This is a genomic window from Phytohabitans sp. LJ34 (genome assembly GCF_052068095.1).
Classification (GTDB): domain Bacteria; phylum Actinomycetota; class Actinomycetes; order Mycobacteriales; family Micromonosporaceae; genus Phytohabitans.
This window is the reverse complement of the sequence record NZ_JBQHDG010000006.1, coordinates 431153-451560: the sequence shown is the minus strand read 5'-3', so window position 1 is coordinate 451560 and position 20408 is coordinate 431153. Positions and strand designations below refer to the sequence as shown.

Genomic DNA, 20408 nt, shown 5'->3' with positions numbered 1-20408 from the left:
ACCGACCTGGGAAAACCCGAGAACGATCTTCCCATCGTCCGAGCCGCTGCCAGAACCGGCACCGTCATCGCCGCCACACGCCGTCACGGTGACGGCGGCCAGCAGGCCGACGGCCACCGCCGCGGACAATCTCCTGAGCATCGCATCCTCCTGCCACGAAACTGGTGCGCACTCCGCTAGGTGAGCGTTAACATAGACAACCGTGACGCGCCTCGTCGGGAGAACGAGGAGCGTCGTGCTGCTGGCCGTATCCAGGTCTGCGAGACCCACACGCCAGGGGAGATTGACGTGGGCCGCGGGAGTGGCCTGTGTCACCCTCCGCGAACGAGAATGTTACCGTTCTCTACTCACGCGTCAAGAGATGATCCCGATCTGTTGCCGATGCGTTGCCACCGGGAAGGACTAACGCACGCGGCCTCTGAGCGCTAACTTGTGATCGGTAACAACTGGGTCTCAGGGGGCGATGTGGCAGCGAAGCGATCGGCGGCCGACGACGGGCAGGCCGCCAAGGCCGAGGGCACGGTGCCGCCCCAGCCCCGCGGCTCCGTCATGCGAGACGTGGCCCGGCTCGCGGGCGTCTCGCACCAGACCGTGTCCCGCGTGCTCAACGAGCACCCCAACGTGCGCCAGGAGACCCGGCGCCGGGTCCTCGAGGCGATGCAGGCGCTCAACTACCGGCGCAACCTCGCCGCCCGCACCCTCGTCACCCGCCGCTCCGGCACCCTCGGCGTCATCGGCTTCGAGACCACGCTCTTCGGCCCGGCCTCGATGCTCTACGGGATCGAGGACGCGGCCCGCACCGCCGGCTACTTCGTCACCGTGGCCTCGATCCGCACCCTGGAACGCCCCTCGGTGCTCGAAGCCGTCGACCGACTGTGCCAACAGTCAGTGGAGGGCATCATCGCGATCGCCCCCAAGTCCGCCGTCACCAACGCCCTCGTCCAGGTGCCCTCCGGCCTGGCCAGCGTCGGCGTGGGCGGCGGCGCCGACGACGACGCCGTGCCCACCGTGCGCATCGACAACGCCGCCGGCGCCCGCCTGGCCACCCAACACCTGCTCGACCTGGGACACTCCACAGTGCACCACGTGGCGGGCCCGCCCGACTGGCCGGAGGCCCGCGAACGCGTCGAGGGCTGGCGCGGCACCCTCTACGCTGCCGGCGCGCGGGTCCCGCCGGTCGAGCCCGGCTCGTGGAGCGCCCAGTCCGGCTACGAGCAGGGCCAGGCACTCGCCCGCGACCCCGAGGTGACCGCCATCTTCTGCGGCAACGACCAGATCGCGCTCGGGGTGCTCCGCGCCCTCCAGGAGGCCGGCCGCCGCGTCCCGCACGACGTCAGCGTCGTCGGCTTCGACGACATGCCCGACTCCGGCTACTTCCTGCCCCCACTGACCACGATCCACCAGGACTTCGCCGAGCTCGGCCGCCGCAGCCTCGCCGTCCTGCTCGACCAGATCACCCGGCCCGCCGCCAGCGCCCCCGACCACGTCCTCCTCTCACCCGAGCTCGTCCTCCGCGCCAGCACCTCGTCCCCGGCCGCGTGACGGCTCACCGACATCCGCCCGCGCCACCCGCGGACCGCGTGCGGGGGATCCTGGGGTGCCCGCCGGGCCCGCGGTTGAAGCCCGCGGCGGGGCCGCGGCTCGACCGCCGCTGCCTATGGTTGTGACCGGGCGACCGCCCTCCGGGTGGACGCCCATCTGCCGGTCAACGCGAGCGGTGCGCCGAGCACGCAGAACAGCGCGCCGATGACGAACATCGAACCCGTGTAGCCGGGCACCATCAGCGGGGCGACCAGGCCGGTCAAGGCACCGACCTGCAAGAGGGTGGTGAAAAGGCCCGCGCCGGCGCCGAGGCCGCCGCGCAGGACGCTGCCGAGGTGCACGACCCCGACGCTTTGTACTCCCGCGGCGAACGCGCCGTAGATCGCCTGGGAAACGAGCAGGAATACAACTCCGCCGCCGATCGCGAGCATGCCGAACGACATGACTCCGACGGCACAGACAACTGCGAGGGTGGTGGGACTGCCGAGCCTCTCTGTCAAGCGCCCCAACACCGGCAGGATGGGCAGTTCGGCGACGACGGCAGCGAGCAGGAGGATCGAGACCCATTCCGGCGACAGTCCACGATGGACGACGTAGAGCGGCAGATAGACGAGGCGTAAGGTGTCCGCCGCGACGAGAGCGAGTACGGCGATCGTGGCGGTCAGCGCCACCCTTCGTGACACCGACTCTGCCGCCGGTGCCGCTGGCTCGGTAGTGGCGGAACGACGCGGCGAGCGGATGAGCCAGCTCGCGGCCAAGTTGCAGAACGCGAGAACGACGGCCAGTGCCAGACCGTCGACCGGTACGCCGAGCTCCGGCGCTGATTGAGCCAGCGCGGCCAGACACAGACCGATGACATAGCCGATCACGAACGTGCTGCGCATCGAGCTCGCCAGCCGGGAGTCATTTTGCGATGACGCGGTGCTCGCCGTCGCGACGAGCAGCGGGAAGATCAGCGTCATGGCGGCGAGTAGCGGGCTGAATATCAAGGCCGCCAGCGGGTCCGTCGCCCAACCGACACCTAGCAGTCCGACAATTCCGCACGCAATGGCGAGGGCCAAACTCCACCACGGGATGCCTCGTTTGCGCAGAAGAGGCCCAACGCTGAGATTGAGCACTCCCGCGGTGGCGGAGCCGATGGCGAAAAAGAAAGCTATCGTGCTTTTCTCAAAACCTTTGTCGGCGAGTGCCAGCGGCAGGGTCAAGACCATCGTGGCATAGAAGGCTGCGTTGGTCAATACCCCCAAACGCACACCTATCCACCACCGGCGATGCGACCGTCCGGCTTCTCGCGCCATGGCTTGCTCCTTCGGCCTGGCATTGGTCAACTTCTTTGCCTAGGTGACCCGACCATGGTAGATCATCAATGTTGTTCGCGGTGTTTCCCCTTGACTTCATCGACCGCTTGGGTCAAGCTGAGGTGGCTGATCGCCTGATTGAAACCGACTGTTGCGGTCCGGGTGATCATCGGTGGCTAACGGAGTTGGCACGGAGGGGCACGACTCGTTGCGCATCGTCTTCATTCGCCATGGGGAAACAGACCACAACGCTGGCATGGTGATCACCTCGGGATCGCCCGGCGGTCAGCTTACACAGCAAGGTGTAGGACAGATACGACGGGCTGCGGAGCTGCTGAGCGGGAGCAATCCGACGTCGATTTATTCAAGTCCCTTGTTGCGAGCGGCACAAAGTGCGGAAATCATCGCCGAAAGACTCGGCATACCCGTCGTCCAGGACAACCGGTTGCGTGAATGTGACGTCGGGGACCTGGAGGGGCGTTCCGACGAGGCCAGTTTCGCGCGATTCAGCCTCGCGCTCGAGCGATGGTTCATCCACGGTGATCTGGATTTCGAGTTGGGGCCCGGAGGCGAGTCGGGCCAGCATGCGCTCGAACGGTTCCGCATGGTGGTCACACGCATTTTGGAGAGTCAGCCCGCCGACGCCACTGTTGTCGTCGTGAGCCATCAGACGCTGTTGCAACTGGCGCTGACTTACATGTCGGAAAACCTTGTCCCGGCGTTCGGGCACCGCCGGTGGATGGCTAACGGTGGCGCGAGCCTCTTCGATGTGACGCCCGAGCGGACAGTCTGCGTCGAATGGGACGGGCGTGCGGTGGCCGAGCTTCTTGCCGAGCTGTAGCCGGGTGACGTCGTGACGCCGGAGCGGTGACTCCGGCTAGTAGGGAGATGTAGCGGATGGGTGCGCTGAAGATCGGAATGATGGTCTCGGGCCGAGGCGTCGCGCTACGGATGGCGCTGCGGGCATGTGGAGTCGAGCCCTCGCCGGGATCAGTCGTCGCCGTTGCCGCCAACATGCCGTGCCCGGCGTTGCAGGTGGCTCGAGACGCGGGCATCGCGCACGTGGGCCTCTTCGAGATCGACAAGTATGGCACGCGTTCGGTGCGGGACGCCGCAATAGCGGAGTTTTTCCTCGCGGCCGGGGCCAACTTCGTGTTCACCGCGGGCTACATGGACGTCGTCGATGCCACGCTTGTGGACCGCTTCCCGAATCGTGTACTGAGCATCTATCCGTCACTGCTGCCCGCCTATGCCGAGGAGCCCGACACGATCGGCGCCCCCTTGCGGGACGGCGTCAAGCTTATCGGCGTCAGCTTCCATCTGCGCCGGGCATTGTCCGGAGCCGGCGGTCCGATCATCGCTCAATGTGCGATTCCGGTCGACGTGGACGACACGGTGGCGACGGTCGATCCGAAGGTGGCGGAAGTGGAGGACCGCCTACTTCCGGGAATTCTCCAGGCCTTCGCAGAAGACCGAGTCGTCATCGAAGGAAATAGGGCGCGGATCTGGCCGCGGTCAGACGAGGCCAGCCCGTCCGGCGCCGATTTCGTTCGCAGCCGGGCTGTCTGACAAGAGGGTTGTCATGCCATTCAGGCCCCGCCTGCGACGTGACGGGGATGACGCGAGCCGCACCCTGCCGTGGCTGCTTGGTCGCGAGTTGAGGGAATGCGTGGTGGATCTCGCCCGGGTCAGGGCCGTGTCGTCGCGTCGACAGTTTCCGCGTATCGCCGCCCACCTCCTTCTGTATCACGGTGCCTTTCTCGGTCTGCCGTTCGCGTCAAGCCGTGCTACCACCGTAGGAACAGGCGTCAACGGGCGAGACCTCCGACTGGCCATTCGTCGAAACGCCAGCGACTGGCACGTGTACCGCGAGATCTTCCTCGAAAATGCGCTACAGGACGTGACCGGAGAATGGCTGGGTCGGGCCGAAACGGTCGTCGATTTCGGCTCGAACATCGGCTTGGCGAGCGTTTATCTGTCCTGCTGGGCGACGGACGCACGGTTCTACTGCGTCGACCCGGCGGCGGAAAACAACGCCGTAGCCGCAAGGAACTTCGCGGCGAACGGGATCGAAGCGGTTGTAGAGCAGCTGGCCATATCGGATCGAGACGGTCGAATCCCGTTCTATCCAAATCGCTGGTGGGCGTCGAGTTCGACGGTCAAGTCGGTAGTGGACGCTCGGACCGGCCGGGCCGCGCGCTTCGAGAGCGCCCTGGTCTTGCCGCCGGTCGAGGTCGAGTCCATCACCGTCAGCTCCTTCATCCGCCGACACGGACTGAGGTCGATCGATCTGATGAAGATAGACGTAGAGGGTGCTGAACAGCAGATCATGCAGGGCGACACAGGCTGGTTGGACATCGTGGACACGGTCGTCGTGGAGATCCACCGCAAGTACATCGACGCGGGGCCGGTGATCTCGGCGTTCGGCCGCCATGGCATGCGTAGGCGCCAGACGAACGGCCACCTCAGTCTGTTCCGGCGCTAGGACGTCGTGCTGAAGGGAAGACTCATGAGGGTCTGTGTTGTCGCCCCGGCACTGCCTCCCGCCGTCGGTGGAGCCGAGGTGATCGCCGAGTCCGTCATCGGCGTGCTGCTCGCCCGTGGCATCGAGGTAGATGTCGTCTGCGGCGCGGCCGACGCGGCGGTACGGGCCGCCGTCACCGGCGCGGGTGGCCGTTTCGTCGCGGTCGGCCGCGACGTCCCGGCTGATTCCATCGCCTGGGAGTTCGACACGTTCGCGCGGGCGCACGTTCTTTGGCAGCACATCCGGCAGCGCCGGCCGGATCTTGTGCACGTGTTCTCGCACGACGCGGCCGTGTCGGCGTCCATCGCCCAACCGCCTGTGCCGGTGATCGGCACGTTCAACGAGATGGCGACCGAGTCGGGCGGGTTCGGCGAGGCCCGGTCCACGTTCGTCTACTCGCTTCCGCTCACGCTGGTCACGGTTTCCTCCGACTTCTATGCCCGCGCCGCGTTGCGGCACGGCTACCCGGCAGAGCGCGTTCGCCGCGTGGTCACCGGCGTCGACGTGCAATGGCTTCGCCAAGGCTCGGCCGAGCGCGGCAGGGCGATACTCGGCCTGTCGTCGACCGACGGTCCGGTCGTCTTGTGCCCCAGCCGGTTCACCCCGCGCAAGGGCCAGCTCGACCTCATCGCCGCCGTGGCGATAATGGGTCCGGCCCGCCCGTTGGTGGTCCTGGCCGGCTCGGCACACTCCGGCTCGGTCGAGTATTCACAACGGATCCGGGAACGGATCGCGGAACTAGGTCTGGCCGAGGCCGTGCGGATCGTCGAGGAGATAGCCCACCGCGACATGGCCGACGTCTACGCGGCTTGTCACCTCGTCGTCCAGCCGAGCTACGCCGAAGGGCTTGGGCTGTCCGCGCTGGAAGCGATGGCGGCCGAGCGGCCACTTGTCGCCACCACGGTTTCCGGCTTCGACAGCTTTCTCGTACATGACCGCAACGCGCTCCTGGTAAGGCCGGGCGAGCCCGCCGCACTGGGACAAAGGATCTCCGAGCTGCTGACCGACGACCAGCTGGCGCGGCGGCTGGTGACCCGAGCGGCCAAGGACGTCTCGGACTTCGACATAGGCAGGACGGCGAACGAGGTAATCGGGGTATACGAGGAGGCACTCGCCGGCACGGTGGGAAGGCCGGGTGGAGGCGCGTGAGGCTACGGGCTGTTCTGTTCGATATCGGCTGCGTCATCATCCATCCCCAGGAACGCCATTTCCGGCAAGCGACGCTCCGCGGCCGCGGGTACCCGCTGCCGCCGGGCGTCGCGCTGAAGGCATTGGCGGAGACGGTCTGGACCGGCGCCAAGGAGCCCCACCCGTCGGCGTTCTGGGCGGGTGACGACAAGGCACGGTCCTGGGCGCGCCACGCTGGTCTGCCCCCCGACGACGGCCCGGCCATCTGGCGAGTCCTGGAGCGGATGGACACCGACGACGATCCACTGTGGTCCGTTCTCGACGAACACGCCGTGCCGACGTTGACCGCGATACGGCGGGCGGGTTTGCTCGTGGGTGCGGTGAGCAACGGCGACGGACAACTCCATCGGGACCTGGCCCGGCACGGGATCGCGTCCTTCTTCGACACGGTCCTCGACTCGCGACTCGAAGGCGTGGCCAAGCCGGATCGAAAGATCTTCGCGCGGGCGGCCGCACGGCTGGGTGTTCCGCTCGAGTCGTGTGTCTTCGTCGGCGACGACCCACACAGCGACGTGGCCGCCAGTCTGGCGGCGGGCGTGAGGTCCGCCATCCTTTTCGATCGGTACGCGCTTCGCCCGGTCAGCTGGCACGGGCCGACCGCCGCCTCGCTGACCGAGGTCGCGTCACACATCGAGGCGCACATCGGTCACCCGGGAAGGGACCGAGACTCGAATGGGGCGTGAACCGAGCTGGCAGGAGCCGGGTGAACGAGAATGGCGGCTACCGCCATACCGGTGGCGGACCGCGATCGGCGCGTCGATCGCGGAGATTCCCCGTCCCCTCCGGCACGCCGCACTGTGGGTGAGCAACGCGAGGACCCGAAGGTTGCTGGGGCGCGTCGACGATCTGAGACTAGCTTTGGGCTCGGGTAGCACAGTGCCTGACGGCTGGTACGGCCTCGACCTTCGGCGCCGCGGCCCGCGGGTACGGCGAGCCGATCTCCTGCTGGGGATACCCGCCGCGACCGGCACCGTGGCGGCGGTGCTGGCCGAGCATTTTTTCGAACACCTCTATCTCGACGACGTGCCGGGCATGCTCGCCGAGTGCCGTCGCGTGCTCCGCGCGGGCGGAGTCATCCGCGTCGTGTCGCCGGACGCCAGGCAGGTGGCGCGGCTGCTCCAGCTCGGCCCCGCAGCCGAGAGCGATCCGATGGTGGTGGCGGATTCGGTCGTACACCGGTGGAACGACGACGGCTTCCGGTGGGCCCGCTACATCAACCGGATGTCGCACCAATGGGGCCAGCATCGTAGCCTGCTCACGCCCGACATGGTGATCCGGATGTTGTCGGCGGCCGGCTTCGACGGCATCGAGGCGCTGCCCGCCGACAAGACGCGCTATTTCATGGGCTGCGTGCCGGATGTCCACCCGATCAGGTTTCCTGACGAGGTGCCCGAGGCCAATTTCGCTGTCGAAGCCCAGGCTCCCTGATCCTCTCGAGGCGGAAATCATGACAATAACGTCCCGCAGGCACTGGCACGCGGTCCCTGGAGAATCATGAGCGTCGTACTCGTAACGGGGTCGGGCGGATTGATCGGCTCTGAGGCGGCACGTCATTTCGCGGGGATCGGCCTCGACGTGTTGGGCATAGACAACGACATGCGCGCTCGGTTCTACGGCGGTGAGGCGTCTACCGCGAACAACGTCAGGCGCCTCATGCAGGACCTGGGTGCCGCGTATCACCACGAGCATATGGACATCCGAGATCGGGAAGGTATTTCTCGCCTATTCGGCCGATACCGGCGCGACATTGTGTTGGTAGTTCACGCCGCGGCACAGCCGTCGCACGACTGGGCGGCAAGCGACCCGTTCACCGATTTCGATATCAACGCCACGGGTACGCTCAATCTGTTGCAGAACGTCCGTGAGCAGTGTGCCGACGCTCCGTTCATTCATTGCTCCACCAACAAGGTCTATGGCGACCGGCCCAACTCGCTGCCGTTCGTCGAGCTGGACACCAGATGGGAACTCGAACCGAGTAACCCGTACTACGAAGGCGTCACCGAGGACATGCCGATCGACGGCTGCCTACACTCGATCTTCGGTGCCTCCAAGCTCGCCGCCGACATCATGGTGCAGGAATACGGTCGCTACTTCGGTCTCAAAACCGCCTGCTTTCGGGCCGGGACCCTGACCGGGCCGGCACACGCCGCAACGGAACTGCACGGATTCCTCGCGTATGTGATGCGTTGCGCCATGGAGCGGCGGACGTACAACCTGTACGGCTACCACGGAAAACAGGTTCGCGACGCGATACACGCGCACGACGTGGTGGCGGCTTTCGAGGCATTCTTCCGCCGTCCACGCAGCGGCGAGGTCTACAACCTGGGCGGCGGCCGGCACGCCAACGTTTCCAATCTGGAGGCGATCGCGCTGGCAGAGAAGATCTCCGGAAACGAGATGCGGGTAACCTACCATGAGCAAAATCGAATCGGTGACCATATATGGTGGGTCAGCAGCATGGCCAAATGGAGGTCACACTATCCGTCCTGGTCCCCGACGTACGACGTGCCGGCCACGCTTGTAGAGATATACGAGGAGAATATGGGCAACTGGAAACCGACAAGATGACCGCGATCGCCTGCATCGGGTTGTCGACGTCGAGCGGCAAGACTCGAACCAAGCTTCTTGTCAAGTCTTGCAACGACCGAACGAGACACTTATAGTCAGAGATGGCTGTAAATGTAAGGGCACGGGGGTGCGTCGCTCACCTCCGTGTCGCCGTCGCCAAACTTATTCGACTCCGCCGCGGCATGTTCTCTTCCGCTTCGGGGAGGATCGTCGCCAAGGTTTGGTCAACGCGTCCGACGTCCATGCGGATGGTGGAATTTTATGCAGGTCAGTGATCCGACGTATCGTGCCGCCGTCGAGGGCGCTGCCGCCGAACGCGATCGCCAACCCACCGTCGATGTCGTGCCGCAGGTCGTGATGGTCGCCGGCGGCATGGGCACGAGGCTCTCCGCGAAACTCCCGCCCGGGACCCCCAAGATCCTCGCCGGCGTGCAGGGTCGTCCGTTCCTGGCCTACGTGCTGGCACTGCTGGCGACGCAGGGCGTCCGGCGGTTACACATGTGCCTGGGCGTGGGCGCCGACGCGGTCCTCGACGCGGTCGAGCGACACCGCCCACCCGACCTGTGTGTCACGTCCACTGTGGAAGTGGAGCCACTCGGGACCGCCGGTTGCCTTCGTGCCGCCGCCGCGATGGTCGAGGAGGAGTTCATTCTCCTGCTGGGCGACACCTACACCCCTGTCGATCTGCGCGAGCTGGTACGGCGGCATCGGGCCATCGGGACGGAAGCCAGCATGGCGGTGCTGCACAACCGGGACTGGTTGGTGCCGAGTAACGTCGCGGTCGCCGGGGACCGCGTGACGGTGTACGACAAGCAGGCAGGTCCTGGGGTCTTCGCATACATCGACTACGGCATCGCGATCATGCGGCGTTCCGTCATCGTGCGGATCCCTCACCTGTTCCCGGTGGATCTCGACGTCCTGTTTCAATCGATGATCGACAGTCGGGACCTTGGCGCGGTGCCGGTTGACCACAGGTTCTACGAGATCGGCTCGCCGGAAGGCTATGCCGAGTTCATCCGACTGGTCAGCACCGGCACGCTGCCGCGGCTCACCCCGCCGGCGTCGCGTTCGCCGGGTCCGCCGAGCCCCCGGGACACGCCGTACCGGAGGCCGACCAAACGCCGGCTGGACAGCAGGACCGTCTTCAGGAGCGACTGGATGTCCGTGCGCGAGGACTCGATCCAGCTCGATGACGGGTCGGTCTCGAATTTCGCCGTGGTCTCCCGCGCTGACTTCGTCGTCGTCGTGTGCGAGTTTCCCGACGGGCGCCTGCTGATGACCGAGCAGTATCGGTACGCCATCGGGCGCTGGAGCCTGGAGTTCCCACAAGGGGCGCAAGGTCGCGACGAAGACGTCGTCGACGCGGCGCTGCGCGAGCTTCGCGAGGAAACCGGATGGATCGGCGCCGAGGCGCGGCTGCTACCCGGACGGTTTCACGAGGCGGGCGACTGGGCGAGTCACGGCTTCTCTCTGGTACAGGTCGTGCCGGCGCACCGGAAACAGGCGACGCCCGACGCGAGTGAGGCCGGCCTGCGGACGCGCCTCGTTTCCCGGCGCGACCTGTCCGCCCACATACGGTCCGGGTTGCTCAGCGACGCGCCGACCCTTGCGGCGCTGGCCGTGACCTTCGACCTCACCCAGACGCGGTCCACCACGGGGGAGGAAGTCCGGTGACGGTACTGGTGACCGGCGCCGCCGGTTTCGTGGGCGCACATGTCACTCGGGCCTTGCACGCGGACGGACACGATGTCGTCGCCAGCGATCTCGCGCCCGACCCATGGCGATTGACGGATCTGTTGGACTCGCCGCGGCTGCGCTACGTGACCGGTGATCTGGCCCGCACGCTGCCCGAGGTCATGCCCGGCGTCCAGGAGGTCTGGCACTTCGCGGCGAACGCCGACATACCGCTGGGCGCCAGGGACACATCGGTCGACATCCGTGAGTCGATCCTTCTCACCCAACGTGTTCTCGACTCCATGCGCGACCATGCGACGCCGCTGATCGTGTTTCCGTCGACGAGTGGCGTGTACGGCGACAACGGGGCGCCGGTGGCGCGCGAGAGCGACGGCCCGCTGTTGCCGTGTTCGCTGTACGCCGCCGGAAAGCTCGCGTGTGAGGGGCTCATCTCGGCCTACGCGCATACGTTCGGACTGCGTGGCCGGATCTTCCGGCTCGGCAACGTGGTCGGCGGAGGCATGGGGCGCGGGATCATCCGTGACTTCGTCACCAAACTCTCCGACAACCCAGACGAGCTCCACGTGCTTGGCGATGGCCGGCAGCGAAAGAGCTATGTGCTCGTCGACGACGTGGTCGCCGGCATGAGGTGGATAAGGGACCGGCCGGCCCGCGACGATCTGGTCGACGTCGTCAACCTCGCCGCCGGCGGCAGCCTCGACGTCGCGGGCGTGGCGGCCGCTGTCGCCGCCGCCATGGAGCTGCCGGCGCCGCGTATCGTCCCGACGGACGCACCGCTTTCCTGGGCGGGCGACCAACCCGTGGTCGAACTCGACATCGAGCGAGCGCTGTCGACGGGTTGGGCCCCTGGGCACAGCGCCGCCGAGGCGGTCCGGATCGCGGCCGCCCGCATCCTCACGTCCCGCGGCGTCAAGCCATGACAGGCGACAAGGGCCTCGTAGTGGCCAGTACCCCGCTGCGGCTCACCCTCGGCGGGGGCGGGACCGACCTACCTTTCTACGCGGAGCGGTTCGGCGGTGACATGATCACGGCGGCCGTCTCGCTACCGGTAACCGTCGTCGCCCGCCGCGGGCGCGTCGACGGGCTGTTCCGCTACAGCTACGAGCGGACGGACGTGGCCCGGTCGCCGGACGGTCTGGGACACCCGCACGTGTCCGAGGCGCTGAAAGCGGTCGGGATCCTGGAGCCGACCGAGATCGTGTCGCTCGGTCCGGTGCCCTCCGGCACCGGTCTGGGCAGCTCGGGTGCCTTCACGGTGAGCACATTGGCGGCGCTGTACGAACTGGCCGGGCGGCAACCAAGCCGGATGGAACTGGCCGAGCACGCCTTCCAGCTGGAAAACGAGCGGCTCGGGCGACCGGTCGGACGGCAGGACCACTACGCCTGCGCGCTGGGCGGGATGCGACGGCTGATCATCAGCTCGAGGGGTGAGGTGCGGGCGCCCGAGCTGGACATCGCACCGGACGTGCTCGAGGCCCTCGACCGGAGGTTGCACCTGTTCTACACCGGCCAACGGCGCGACAGCGCCGGGTCGCTTCACGCACCACCCACGCAGGCCGGTCTGCGGGCGCGGATAGAGGCCCTCCATCAGATCCGTGAGTTGGGTGCCCGGACCCGTGTCGCCTTGGAGTCCGGACGGCTGGACGACATCCCGGTGCTGATGTCCGAGCACTGGGAGCTCAAGCGCGTGCGGGACAAGGACGGTCGGTGGGACGAGTACCTGGACGTGGCCCGCCGAAACGGTGCCAAGGCTGGCAAGATCGTTGGCGCCGGTGGCGGTGGCTTCCTTCTGGTGTATGCCGATCCTGATTCGGCGCCCGCACTCGCGAACGCGCTCGCGAATCATGGTTTGCGCCACGTCCCGTTCCATTTCGAGTCGCAGGGCACGACGGTCGTTCGACCGTCGGCCCTGTCGTGGTAGCTACGAGGAAGGTGTCTTCATGACGTCCATCCCGCAGATCGCGAATACCGGGGGTTTCAGCGAGCGGTTCCTCAACGAACTCGTGGCGACCGCCCAGCGTTTTGATCATGAAGCGGTGGACCGCCTCGCGGGCCGGCTGGCGGAAACCCGTCGGGTCGCCGGCCGGGTGTTCATCGTCGGCCTCGGCGGTAGCGCGGCCAACGCGTCGCACGCGGCGTGTGATCTACGCGGCCTGGCGAACATCGAGGCGTACACACCGGCCGACAGCCCTGCCTCGCTGACCGCCGCGGCCAACGACTACGGGTGGCGGCAGGCATTCACACGCTGGTTGCTTGTCAGCCGCATCGGGGCACAGGATGTGCTTCTCGTCCTGTCGGTCGGCGGGGGCAGCGAAGACCCACCGGTGAGCGAAAACCTCATCGAGGCGGTAAAGCTGGGTCGCGCCGCGGGCGCCTTCACCGTCGGCATCGTCGGCCCGGATGGCGGTGAGACCGCCAGGTTGGCCGACCTCTGCGTGCGGATACCGATCGAGGACGCAGGTTTGCGCACCACACACACGGAGATCTTCCAAGCCGTGGTCTGGCACATGCTCGCCACCCATCCGCTCCTTCAACAGGTGGTGCCGCGTTGGGAGTCACTCCGGCCGTGACCAAGCCAGCCATGATCCTGTTCGACCGGGACGGCGTTCTCAACGAGCTGTGGCGTGAGCCCGACCTCGGACTTGTCGATTCACCATCCAATCGGGCCCAGGTGCGGCTGACAGCCGGCGCGGCCGAAGCGGTCCGCCGGGTGAACCAACGCGACATACCGTGTGCTGTCGTGTCCAACCAGCCGGGAGTGGCCAAAGGCAAGCTGAGCCGCGGTCAGCTCCATGCGGTTACCGCGGAGATCGCCACGCACCTCCGCGACAGCGGAGCGCGGCTGGACCGCTACTACTACTGCTTGCACCATCCCCAGTCGTTGGACCCGCGCCTACGTCATGACGAATGTCCGAACCGCAAACCGCGGCCTGGCCTGCTGTTGCGCGCGTGCCACGATTTCGGAGTCCGGCCGGCGGACTGTTGGTTTATCGGAGATACCCATGTCGACCTGCGCGCGGGCAGCGCCGCCGGATGCAGAACCGCCTGGATCGGCTCCGTGCGATGCGATGTGTGCCCGGTCCGCGCCGGGACCTCGCCGGACTTGGTAGCGCCTGACGTCCTTACCTGTGTGGAGCGGATTCTGACGGGAGTGGTAGATGCTGCTGATGCTGGATAGTGCCGACGAGGCACAAATCCGCTACTGGTGGGGGCAAGGCGTGCTCGACGGAGTCACCACGAACCCGTCCGTGGTCCGCCGGGACGTCGCCGGAAACGCCATCGACGCCATCACCAAACTAGCGGCAATGATCGCGCCTGGCGCCCTCCACGCCGAGGTCTCGGCTGCTGCCGGTCCCGTCCTGGTCGCGGAGGCGATCGAGCTGTCGCGGATCGCCGCCAACCTTGTGGTCAAGGTCCCCGTGCTCACCCCGGAGGGCAAACCGTTGCTGCGGGAAATCTCCGAGCTGGTCCGCACGGGCGTGTCCGTAAACTGCACCGCGTGCCTGTCGCTGCCGCAGGTCATGCTGGCCGCGAAGGCCGGCGCACAACACATCAGCGTGCTGGTCGGCCGCATCGACGACGAGAGCGGCCACGGCGCCGAGGTCGTCGCCGCCGCCCGTAGCTGGGTCGATGACTGGAAGATGCCGACCAGGCTTATCGCCGCGAGTGTCCGCGGCCCCGGTGACGTCATCCGTTGCATGCGGGCCGGTGCGCACGGCATCACCGTCTCACCGGCGGTGATGACCAAGCTGGTGGACCACAAGTACGCCCGGGTCACCGTCCAGCAGTTCCTCGACGACGCGGTAAGGAGCGGCTCGTGACCGTGCTGGAGAAACCACCGTACATATGGTTCAAGGATGCCGTGCGACCGTGGGAAGAGGCGACGGTCCACGTCTGGACGGAGGCCGTCGTTCGAGCGGCGAGCGTTTTCGAAGGCATGCGGGGCTACTGGAACGAGCAGGAGTCGCGCCACTACTTCCTACACATGCCCGACCACATGCGACGGTTGGCCGACTCGGCGCGCGTCGCGCGAATCCCGCGGATCGTCACGTTCGAGGAGTGTCTCGGGGCCTTGCACGACTTGCTCAGCGCGATGCCGTACCGCGAGGACGTCTACATCCGACCCACCCTGTTCCTGGAGGAGGGTCGCTACTCCGTGGGCGGATCCCCGGACGACTGCGGCTTCTTCGTCGCGATCTTCCCCTCCCCGCGCGAGAAGTCGATCACGAGTGGCCTCCGGTGCCAGATCTCCTCCTGGCAGCGCGCCGACGACGCCTCCGCACCGCCCCGGGTCAAGGCGGCGGCGAGCTACTACAACCTCCGGTTCGCCCGTATGGAGGCCACGTCGAATGGCTATGACGAAGCGATCCTGCTCAACCGGCAGGGCAAAGTGGCCGAGACGGGGGGAGCATCGGTGTTCCTCGTGCGCGACGGAAGGATCGTCACGCCGCACGTCGGCTCCTCCATTTTGGAGAGTATTACGCGGCGCAGCGCCATCGAGTTGCTGACCGCGGAGCTGGGTCTGCGCGTCGACGAGCGGGAGGTCGAGCGCAGTGAGCTGTACGTGGCGGATGAAGTATTTCTCACCGGCACCTTGTGCGAGATAACACCGGTCGTCGACGTCGACGGTCTCGAGATCGGTGATCGGAAACCGGGCCCGGTGACGCGCGAGTTGCAAGAGCGATACTACGCGGCGTGCCGGCAGGGTCAGGCGGACCGCCGCGGCTGGCTTACCGCGGGGCCGGTGCTGCCCGGCGAGGACGGCTCGCGCGGGAAGGAGGACGGACTGTGACGGCTGGCAAGGATTCGTCCCTCGGCGCGGTCCTGTTCGAGGCCCGCCACACCTTTTGGCGTATCGACGGTGACGAGCTCCTGGCAGGCCTGACGGCCGAAGGTTTGCCTGTCGCGGGCCTTGACGACAAGGACGTGTGCAAGGCATTGCTCGCGGCCGAAGACTTTGTCCCGCCACCCGGGTCTCCCGCGACGGCGTGGTGTGCGTTGCTCGGATTGCCGGCCAGCGCGGCACAGGCGTGTGCACGAGCGTTGTCCCGCGGCGATCGCCGAGCCGACCTGGACGCGGACGCACACGCGGTGGTCGCCCGCCTGCGATCCGCGGGCGTCCGGGTCGGCGCGGTGGTCCGGCAACTCGAACTTCTCGATGGGTTGCCGGCGATCGACGCGGTCGTGCGGGAAGACGAACACACCGACCCGACCAGCATGATCGGGCGGGCCCTCGATCTGCTCGGTGGCTCGGTGTCGGGATGCTGGTTCGTCGGCACGTCCATGCAGATGGCCCTGGCGGCCAAGGCCGCTGGGCTCGGCCGTGTCACTCTGCTCGACCGGTACGCCGCGCGCGCCACGTGGCCGGGCGTCGACGTCGTCGACCGGCTGCTCGCGATCGACGTGGTCGAGCCCCGGCAAGGGGACAGCCGACCCGCGCCCATCGACGTCAACGAGGCCGCGCGACTGGCCGAGGTCGCGGTGCGAGCGCTCAGCACGCTGTGGGATCCGGCGGCGCCGGGGATCTGCGCGCCGATGTGGCGGCGGACCGAACGACTCGCCCAAGCCATCCTCTCCGCGATCGTCGAAACCGCCAAAGGGGCATTCCTACCGACCCCACTCGAACCCGCGCTCGCCGCCCTGGCCGCGGCGCCGCTGGATCGTCGCTGCCGTCGCACGGTCAACGACGCGGTGCGCAACCTCCTGATGGTGCGACCACCGGCCGCTACCGCGCTACGGGGGCCGTTGACCACCTTCGACCGACGAAATCGCATCGACCAGTGGTACGGGGGCCGATACGACCCACATCGACAGGTGGCTCCGGTCACCCAGGACGAGATTCTCCGTGCGGCGAAGTCGCGGCGGCAGCCACCGCGCTCCGCGTGGCAGCTCACTGTCGTGATCGACTTCCGCGACGTCGCCGGGGGGCTCCGGTTGCGAAACACGATCGCCGCACTGGCCGCCCTCAACGACCAGACACTGGAACGGTCCGCGTACCACCTCGTCGCGGTCGAGCAGGACAGTCATCCTCGACACCGAGCCGTGATCGAGCCCATGGTCGACCGCTACGTGTTCGCGTCGCACGGCGGGCAGTACCAACGAGCGTGGGCCCACAACGTCGGTGCCGTCGCGACCGGCCGCGCCGAGCGATACCTGTGTTTCCTCGACGCCGACGTCTTGCTTCCCCGCACATTGTTGGAATCCGCCTGCGACTTCATGTCGGTAACCGGCTGTCGCGGGCTGCTTCCCCTGTCGAGCCTTCTCCACCTGGACGAACAGTCGAGCGAGCTGGCAATCCGGCGGCGGTTGCTGGACGATGATGCTCGCACTGACGAAGACGAATGCAATGGTTACCGTTTGATGACACATCGCGGCGGCTGCATCTTCGTGGAGACCGACCTGTTCTATGCTGTCGGGGGATTCGACGAGCGATATCAGGGCTGGGGTGACGAGGACAACGAGTTCTTCGACAGGGTCGAGGCGCATACAGAGGTGGCTCAATTTACTTTCGACCTCCCACACCTCTACCATCCGCGGGCCGTCATGGAAGACGACGGTCGACGGACCAACGACTGGCTACTGCGTCATGCCGAAGGGCGGTCGAGCACGTTCGGAGACGTCCACCGGCCGCCCAACACGGCTGATTCAGCGACGACGGCATGATGAGGCGTCATGGTGAATTCTGCGGTACTTGATATCAATGCGCTTGCCGAAGATGTGCGCCGTCGGGGGCAAGGGCGGCCCCGGATCCTGGTCGGAATCGACGGGCCGGGCGCCTCGGGCAAGAGCACTCTGGCGGCGGCATTCGCGGTGGCAATACCCGGGGCGGTAATCGTCCACGTCGACGACTTTTACCTGCCGAGTAAGGATCAGGGCAGCCGCGTCGGCGAGATCGCGTCGCACTTCGATTGGCCACGGTTGACGGAGCAGGTGATACGGCCGGCGAGCACCGGGGCGGCGGTGCGCTATCAGCGTTACGACTGGAACGAGGACGAGTTGGCAGAGTGGATCGAGGTGCCCGCCGGCCGCCCGATCATCATCGAAGGCGTCTACTGCCTGGAGGAGACGCTTCGGGATCGTTACACCTACACGATCTTCTGCCAAGCCGATCCGCGCACCCGATTGGGTCGCGGCTTGGAGCGAGATGGCGAAGAGGCCCGGTCGATGTGGGTGGACGAGTGGATGCCGGCCGAGGACGAGTACATCGCCACACAGCATCCGGCACACCACGCCGACCTCGTCGTCGACAGTTCCGTCGACGGTTACGGCGTCGATCAGTTCGTGGTAATACGGTGGGCGCGGGCCTGAAATCGGCCTCATATCGACGGGTCGCGCCGGCCTACGAGCGATTTGTGACAGCCAGGTACATCGGACTGAGCGAGGCAGGAAAACAGGTTCGTGTCGTTCACTATACGTTCAGCGGTTGCTGAGGACTTCGATTTTATGGCCGACATGCTGGTCGAGTCGGTAAACTGGCAGTCGGACCGCAATATGCCAAAGGACCAGGTGTTGGCCAACCCCGATTTTGCCAGATATGTGGAGGGGTGGATGCGGCCGACGGACCTGGGAGTGCTAGCCGTCGACGAGCGCGGTGCCCGGTTGGGTGCGGCGTGGCTGCGCTACTTCACCGCAGATCGACCGGGTTACGGCTATGTCGGTGACGATGTGCCCGAGTTGGGGATGGGAGTCGCCGGCGAACATCGACGAAAAGGCATCGGCCGTGCCATATTGCGGGCGCTTTTGGAGAGGGCTCGGCAGTCCGGGATCAAAAGAGTCTCGCTCAGCGTGGAGCGTGCCAATGTCGCCGCCCAACTGTACGCATCCGAAAGGTTCCAGACGGTGGAGTCCTTCGAGTATGCCGACACCATGGTCCTCAGCCTCGGTTCCGTGGAGGCACACGAGCCTTCTTCCTGAATCCCATAGACCTATCGCCACATCCCACGATGCCGACCCCGATTTTCGCCAATACGGAGGACGCGCGCGATGCTTATTCTCTCCTTCAAAGAAGGACACGACGGGACCATCGCCGCAATCGACAATGGCGCCCTACTATTTTCACTGGAGGCTGAGAAAGACTCCCGCCTCCGCTATTCCAGCCTTACCGCCGAAGTCTTCGCCCTTGCCGCGTCCAAGCTGCCCAGAGAGCCGGATGTCATCGCGCTCGGCGGATGGATCAAAGGGTATCAGGCGATGGATCCCAGTTCGCGCACCGGATACTACGGCGTCGGGCCGGCCTCGGTCTCGGACGAGGCGGGACGGTTCTTCGGCAAGCCGGTGCGGGTCTTCTCGTCGACGCACGAGCGGTCGCACATCATGGCCGCGTACGGCATGTCGTCCGTCGAGGCCGGGCAGCCTTGCTACTGCCTCGTTTGGGAAGGAAACATCGGTTCCTTCTACCGGATCGACGAAGAGGGACGGGTCAGTCATCTCCGCGAGGTCCTGACCTACCCCGGAAACAAGTACGGTTTCCTATTCGCACTCGCCGACCCGAAGTTTCCCGCGAGCCAAGAGTTCATGCGCCTCGAGGATGCCGGAAAGCAAATGGCGTTGGCCGGTTTTGCCGATGATCGCCAAAATGATCCCGGCGAACAGGCCGTCGTGGATTTCATCCTCGCGCAAACCGAGGTGATCACCGGCCGACTGAAGGCCGCGCTTCGAGAGTCGCCCCTTCACGACGTCGGACTACATAGCCCGGTCTACCGAAATGCCGCCGCTGGACTCTCCGACGCCATCTTCGAACGCTTCTACGACTACGCTCGCGAGAACCTGACCGAAGGGCTTCCGCTCCTGGTGTCCGGCGGCTGCGCACTAAACTGCGAATGGAACCGACGCTGGCGGGAATCCGGTCTATTCGCCGATGTTTTCGTACCTCCCTGCCCGAACGACAGTGGATCGGCGCTGGGGACGGCGATCGACGCTCAACACTTCTATGCGGGTTCTGCTTCCATCACGTGGAGTGTGTACGGCGGCTCCGAATTCGTCGACGATATCCCATTCGACAGTTCCAGGTACCTGACAAAGCCCTTCGACCCAGCCGAAGTCGCACGATTCCTGCTGGACGGAGGCATCATCGGGTGGGCCCGCGGGCGATGGGAGATCGGCCCGCGAGCGCTGGGAAACAGGTCTATCCTGGCCGCTCCGTTCAGCAACGAGACCACCCGCCGGCTAAATGCGATCAAGCAACGGGAAGACTACCGCCCCATCGCGCCGATCGTTCTGGAAGAGGACGCGGGCATGTGGTTCAGCGGTGCCTCGCCTGATCCCTACATGCTGTACTTCAGTACGGTCAAGTCGGACGCTCTACCGGCCGTTACCCACGTCGACGGCACAGCGCGCGTGCAAACCGTCACCTTCGAGGACAACCCCGCGATCTGCTCGCTCCTTGTCGCTTTCCGCGAGCTCACCGGATACAGCGTGCTGTGTAACACCTCCTTGAACTTCTCCGGCAAGGGCTTCATCAACCGGACCTCTGACCTGATCGCCTATGGCGAGGCTCGAGGGTTGGACGGCTATGTCGTGGGCGATTCTTTCGTCACCCCTCGCTGACCTTCGCGACGACGCGATGCCGGGCGTCGCCGGCCTGAGCCGTCCAC

20 protein-coding genes are annotated in these 20408 nt (G+C 66.3%); 19 read left to right on the top strand and 1 reads right to left on the bottom strand.

Going from position 1 to position 20408, the window contains the following annotated elements:
* Window positions 1-549: 549 nt before the first annotated feature.
* Window positions 550-1542: a LacI family DNA-binding transcriptional regulator gene (locus tag ACTMTJ_RS14260; protein ID WP_441216856.1), complete on the top strand. Its 993-nt coding sequence runs from the start codon at window positions 550-552 to the stop codon at window positions 1540-1542.
* Between the two features lie 113 nt (window positions 1543-1655).
* On the opposite strand, the gene ACTMTJ_RS14255 is transcribed toward ACTMTJ_RS14260, so the two are convergent.
* Window positions 1656-2840, bottom strand: a complete 1185-nt coding sequence (locus ACTMTJ_RS14255; RefSeq protein WP_441216838.1) for an MFS transporter — start codon at window positions 2838-2840, stop codon at window positions 1656-1658.
* A 208-nt stretch (window positions 2841-3048) separates the two neighbouring features.
* On the opposite strand from ACTMTJ_RS14255, the gene ACTMTJ_RS14250 reads away from it, so the two are divergent.
* The 18 genes from ACTMTJ_RS14250 to ACTMTJ_RS14165 all read left to right on the top strand — a co-directional run bounded on the left by ACTMTJ_RS14250 (window position 3049) and on the right by ACTMTJ_RS14165 (window position 20361).
* Window positions 3049-3681, top strand: coding sequence for a histidine phosphatase family protein (locus tag ACTMTJ_RS14250; RefSeq protein ID WP_441216837.1), 633 nt, complete (start codon window positions 3049-3051; stop codon window positions 3679-3681).
* A 56-nt stretch (window positions 3682-3737) separates the two neighbouring features.
* On the top strand, window positions 3738-4409 hold the full coding sequence (gene purN, locus ACTMTJ_RS14245) for a phosphoribosylglycinamide formyltransferase (protein WP_441216836.1): 672 nt from the start codon (window positions 3738-3740) through the stop codon (window positions 4407-4409).
* A gap of 103 nt (window positions 4410-4512) precedes the next feature.
* Window positions 4513-5325 carry an FkbM family methyltransferase gene (locus ACTMTJ_RS14240; protein ID WP_441216835.1) on the top strand — a complete coding sequence of 271 codons (813 nt, stop codon included), beginning with the start codon at window positions 4513-4515 and terminating at the stop codon, window positions 5323-5325.
* A gap of 24 nt (window positions 5326-5349) precedes the next feature.
* Window positions 5350-6513, top strand: a complete 1164-nt coding sequence (locus tag ACTMTJ_RS14235) for a glycosyltransferase family 4 protein (protein ID WP_441216834.1) — start codon at window positions 5350-5352, stop codon at window positions 6511-6513.
* Window positions 6510-7235: an HAD family hydrolase gene (locus ACTMTJ_RS14230; RefSeq protein ID WP_441216833.1), complete on the top strand. Its 726-nt coding sequence runs from the start codon at window positions 6510-6512 to the stop codon at window positions 7233-7235. The genes ACTMTJ_RS14235 and ACTMTJ_RS14230 overlap by 4 nt, the downstream gene beginning before the upstream one ends.
* Window positions 7225-7980: a class I SAM-dependent methyltransferase gene (locus ACTMTJ_RS14225; protein ID WP_441216832.1), complete on the top strand. Its 756-nt coding sequence runs from the start codon at window positions 7225-7227 to the stop codon at window positions 7978-7980. Before ACTMTJ_RS14230 ends, ACTMTJ_RS14225 begins: the two co-directional genes overlap by 11 nt.
* 66 nt (window positions 7981-8046) lie before the next feature.
* The gene (locus ACTMTJ_RS14220) at window positions 8047-9120 is read left to right on the top strand and encodes an NAD-dependent epimerase/dehydratase family protein (RefSeq protein WP_441216831.1); all 1074 of its coding nucleotides are present in this window, start codon (window positions 8047-8049) and stop codon (window positions 9118-9120) included.
* Window positions 9121-9381: 261 nt separating this feature from the next.
* Complete coding sequence (locus ACTMTJ_RS14215) at window positions 9382-10794, top strand: NUDIX domain-containing protein (protein WP_441216830.1); 1413 nt, start codon at window positions 9382-9384, stop codon at window positions 10792-10794.
* 8 nt (window positions 10795-10802) lie between these two features.
* A complete protein-coding gene (locus tag ACTMTJ_RS14210) occupies window positions 10803-11735 on the top strand; it encodes an NAD-dependent epimerase/dehydratase family protein (RefSeq protein ID WP_441216829.1) in 933 nt (310 codons plus the stop codon).
* Complete coding sequence (locus ACTMTJ_RS14205) at window positions 11732-12736, top strand: GHMP family kinase ATP-binding protein (RefSeq protein WP_441216828.1); 1005 nt, start codon at window positions 11732-11734, stop codon at window positions 12734-12736. The genes ACTMTJ_RS14210 and ACTMTJ_RS14205 overlap by 4 nt, the downstream gene beginning before the upstream one ends.
* A gap of 19 nt (window positions 12737-12755) precedes the next feature.
* Window positions 12756-13385: an SIS domain-containing protein gene (locus tag ACTMTJ_RS14200; RefSeq protein WP_441216827.1), complete on the top strand. Its 630-nt coding sequence runs from the start codon at window positions 12756-12758 to the stop codon at window positions 13383-13385.
* Window positions 13386-13396: 11 nt separating this feature from the next.
* Window positions 13397-13993, top strand: coding sequence for a D-glycero-alpha-D-manno-heptose-1,7-bisphosphate 7-phosphatase (locus ACTMTJ_RS14195; protein ID WP_441216826.1), 597 nt, complete (start codon window positions 13397-13399; stop codon window positions 13991-13993).
* Complete coding sequence (locus tag ACTMTJ_RS14190) at window positions 13974-14636, top strand: transaldolase family protein (protein ID WP_441216825.1); 663 nt, start codon at window positions 13974-13976, stop codon at window positions 14634-14636. The genes ACTMTJ_RS14195 and ACTMTJ_RS14190 overlap by 20 nt, the downstream gene beginning before the upstream one ends.
* Complete coding sequence (locus ACTMTJ_RS14185; RefSeq protein WP_441216824.1) at window positions 14633-15607, top strand: branched-chain amino acid transaminase; 975 nt, start codon at window positions 14633-14635, stop codon at window positions 15605-15607. The genes ACTMTJ_RS14190 and ACTMTJ_RS14185 overlap by 4 nt, the downstream gene beginning before the upstream one ends.
* On the top strand, window positions 15604-17478 hold the full coding sequence (locus ACTMTJ_RS14180; protein ID WP_441216823.1) for a galactosyltransferase-related protein: 1875 nt from the start codon (window positions 15604-15606) through the stop codon (window positions 17476-17478). The genes ACTMTJ_RS14185 and ACTMTJ_RS14180 overlap by 4 nt, the downstream gene beginning before the upstream one ends.
* 9 nt (window positions 17479-17487) lie before the next feature.
* Window positions 17488-18123 carry a uridine kinase family protein gene (locus ACTMTJ_RS14175; protein ID WP_441216822.1) on the top strand — a complete coding sequence of 212 codons (636 nt, stop codon included), beginning with the start codon at window positions 17488-17490 and terminating at the stop codon, window positions 18121-18123.
* A 90-nt stretch (window positions 18124-18213) separates the two neighbouring features.
* Window positions 18214-18729 carry an N-acetyltransferase family protein gene (locus ACTMTJ_RS14170; RefSeq protein ID WP_441216821.1) on the top strand — a complete coding sequence of 172 codons (516 nt, stop codon included), beginning with the start codon at window positions 18214-18216 and terminating at the stop codon, window positions 18727-18729.
* A gap of 69 nt (window positions 18730-18798) precedes the next feature.
* Window positions 18799-20361, top strand: a complete 1563-nt coding sequence (locus ACTMTJ_RS14165) for a carbamoyltransferase C-terminal domain-containing protein (protein WP_441216820.1) — start codon at window positions 18799-18801, stop codon at window positions 20359-20361.
* Window positions 20362-20408 lie beyond the last annotated feature (47 nt).

Bases quoted from the DNA above. Each gene is read 5' to 3' on its own strand.
- ACTMTJ_RS14260 (WP_441216856.1), top strand. From the start codon at position 550: ATGCGAGACGTGGCCCGGCTCGCGGGCGTCTCGCACCAGACCGTGTCC.
- ACTMTJ_RS14255 (WP_441216838.1), bottom strand. From the start codon at position 2,840: ATGGCGCGAGAAGCCGGACGGTCGCATCGCCGGTGGTGGATAGGTGTG.
- purN (WP_441216836.1), top strand. From the start codon at position 3,738: ATGGGTGCGCTGAAGATCGGAATGATGGTCTCGGGCCGAGGCGTCGCG.
- ACTMTJ_RS14235 (WP_441216834.1), top strand. From the start codon at position 5,350: ATGAGGGTCTGTGTTGTCGCCCCGGCACTGCCTCCCGCCGTCGGTGGA.
- ACTMTJ_RS14225 (WP_441216832.1), top strand. From the start codon at position 7,225: ATGGGGCGTGAACCGAGCTGGCAGGAGCCGGGTGAACGAGAATGGCGG.
- ACTMTJ_RS14220 (WP_441216831.1), top strand. From the start codon at position 8,047: ATGAGCGTCGTACTCGTAACGGGGTCGGGCGGATTGATCGGCTCTGAG.
- ACTMTJ_RS14215 (WP_441216830.1), top strand. From the start codon at position 9,382: ATGCAGGTCAGTGATCCGACGTATCGTGCCGCCGTCGAGGGCGCTGCC.
- ACTMTJ_RS14205 (WP_441216828.1), top strand. From the start codon at position 11,732: ATGACAGGCGACAAGGGCCTCGTAGTGGCCAGTACCCCGCTGCGGCTC.
- ACTMTJ_RS14200 (WP_441216827.1), top strand. From the start codon at position 12,756: ATGACGTCCATCCCGCAGATCGCGAATACCGGGGGTTTCAGCGAGCGG.
- ACTMTJ_RS14195 (WP_441216826.1), top strand. From the start codon at position 13,397: ATGATCCTGTTCGACCGGGACGGCGTTCTCAACGAGCTGTGGCGTGAG.
- ACTMTJ_RS14190 (WP_441216825.1), top strand. From the start codon at position 13,974: ATGCTGCTGATGCTGGATAGTGCCGACGAGGCACAAATCCGCTACTGG.
- ACTMTJ_RS14175 (WP_441216822.1), top strand. From the start codon at position 17,488: ATGGTGAATTCTGCGGTACTTGATATCAATGCGCTTGCCGAAGATGTG.
- ACTMTJ_RS14165 (WP_441216820.1), top strand. From the start codon at position 18,799: ATGCTTATTCTCTCCTTCAAAGAAGGACACGACGGGACCATCGCCGCA.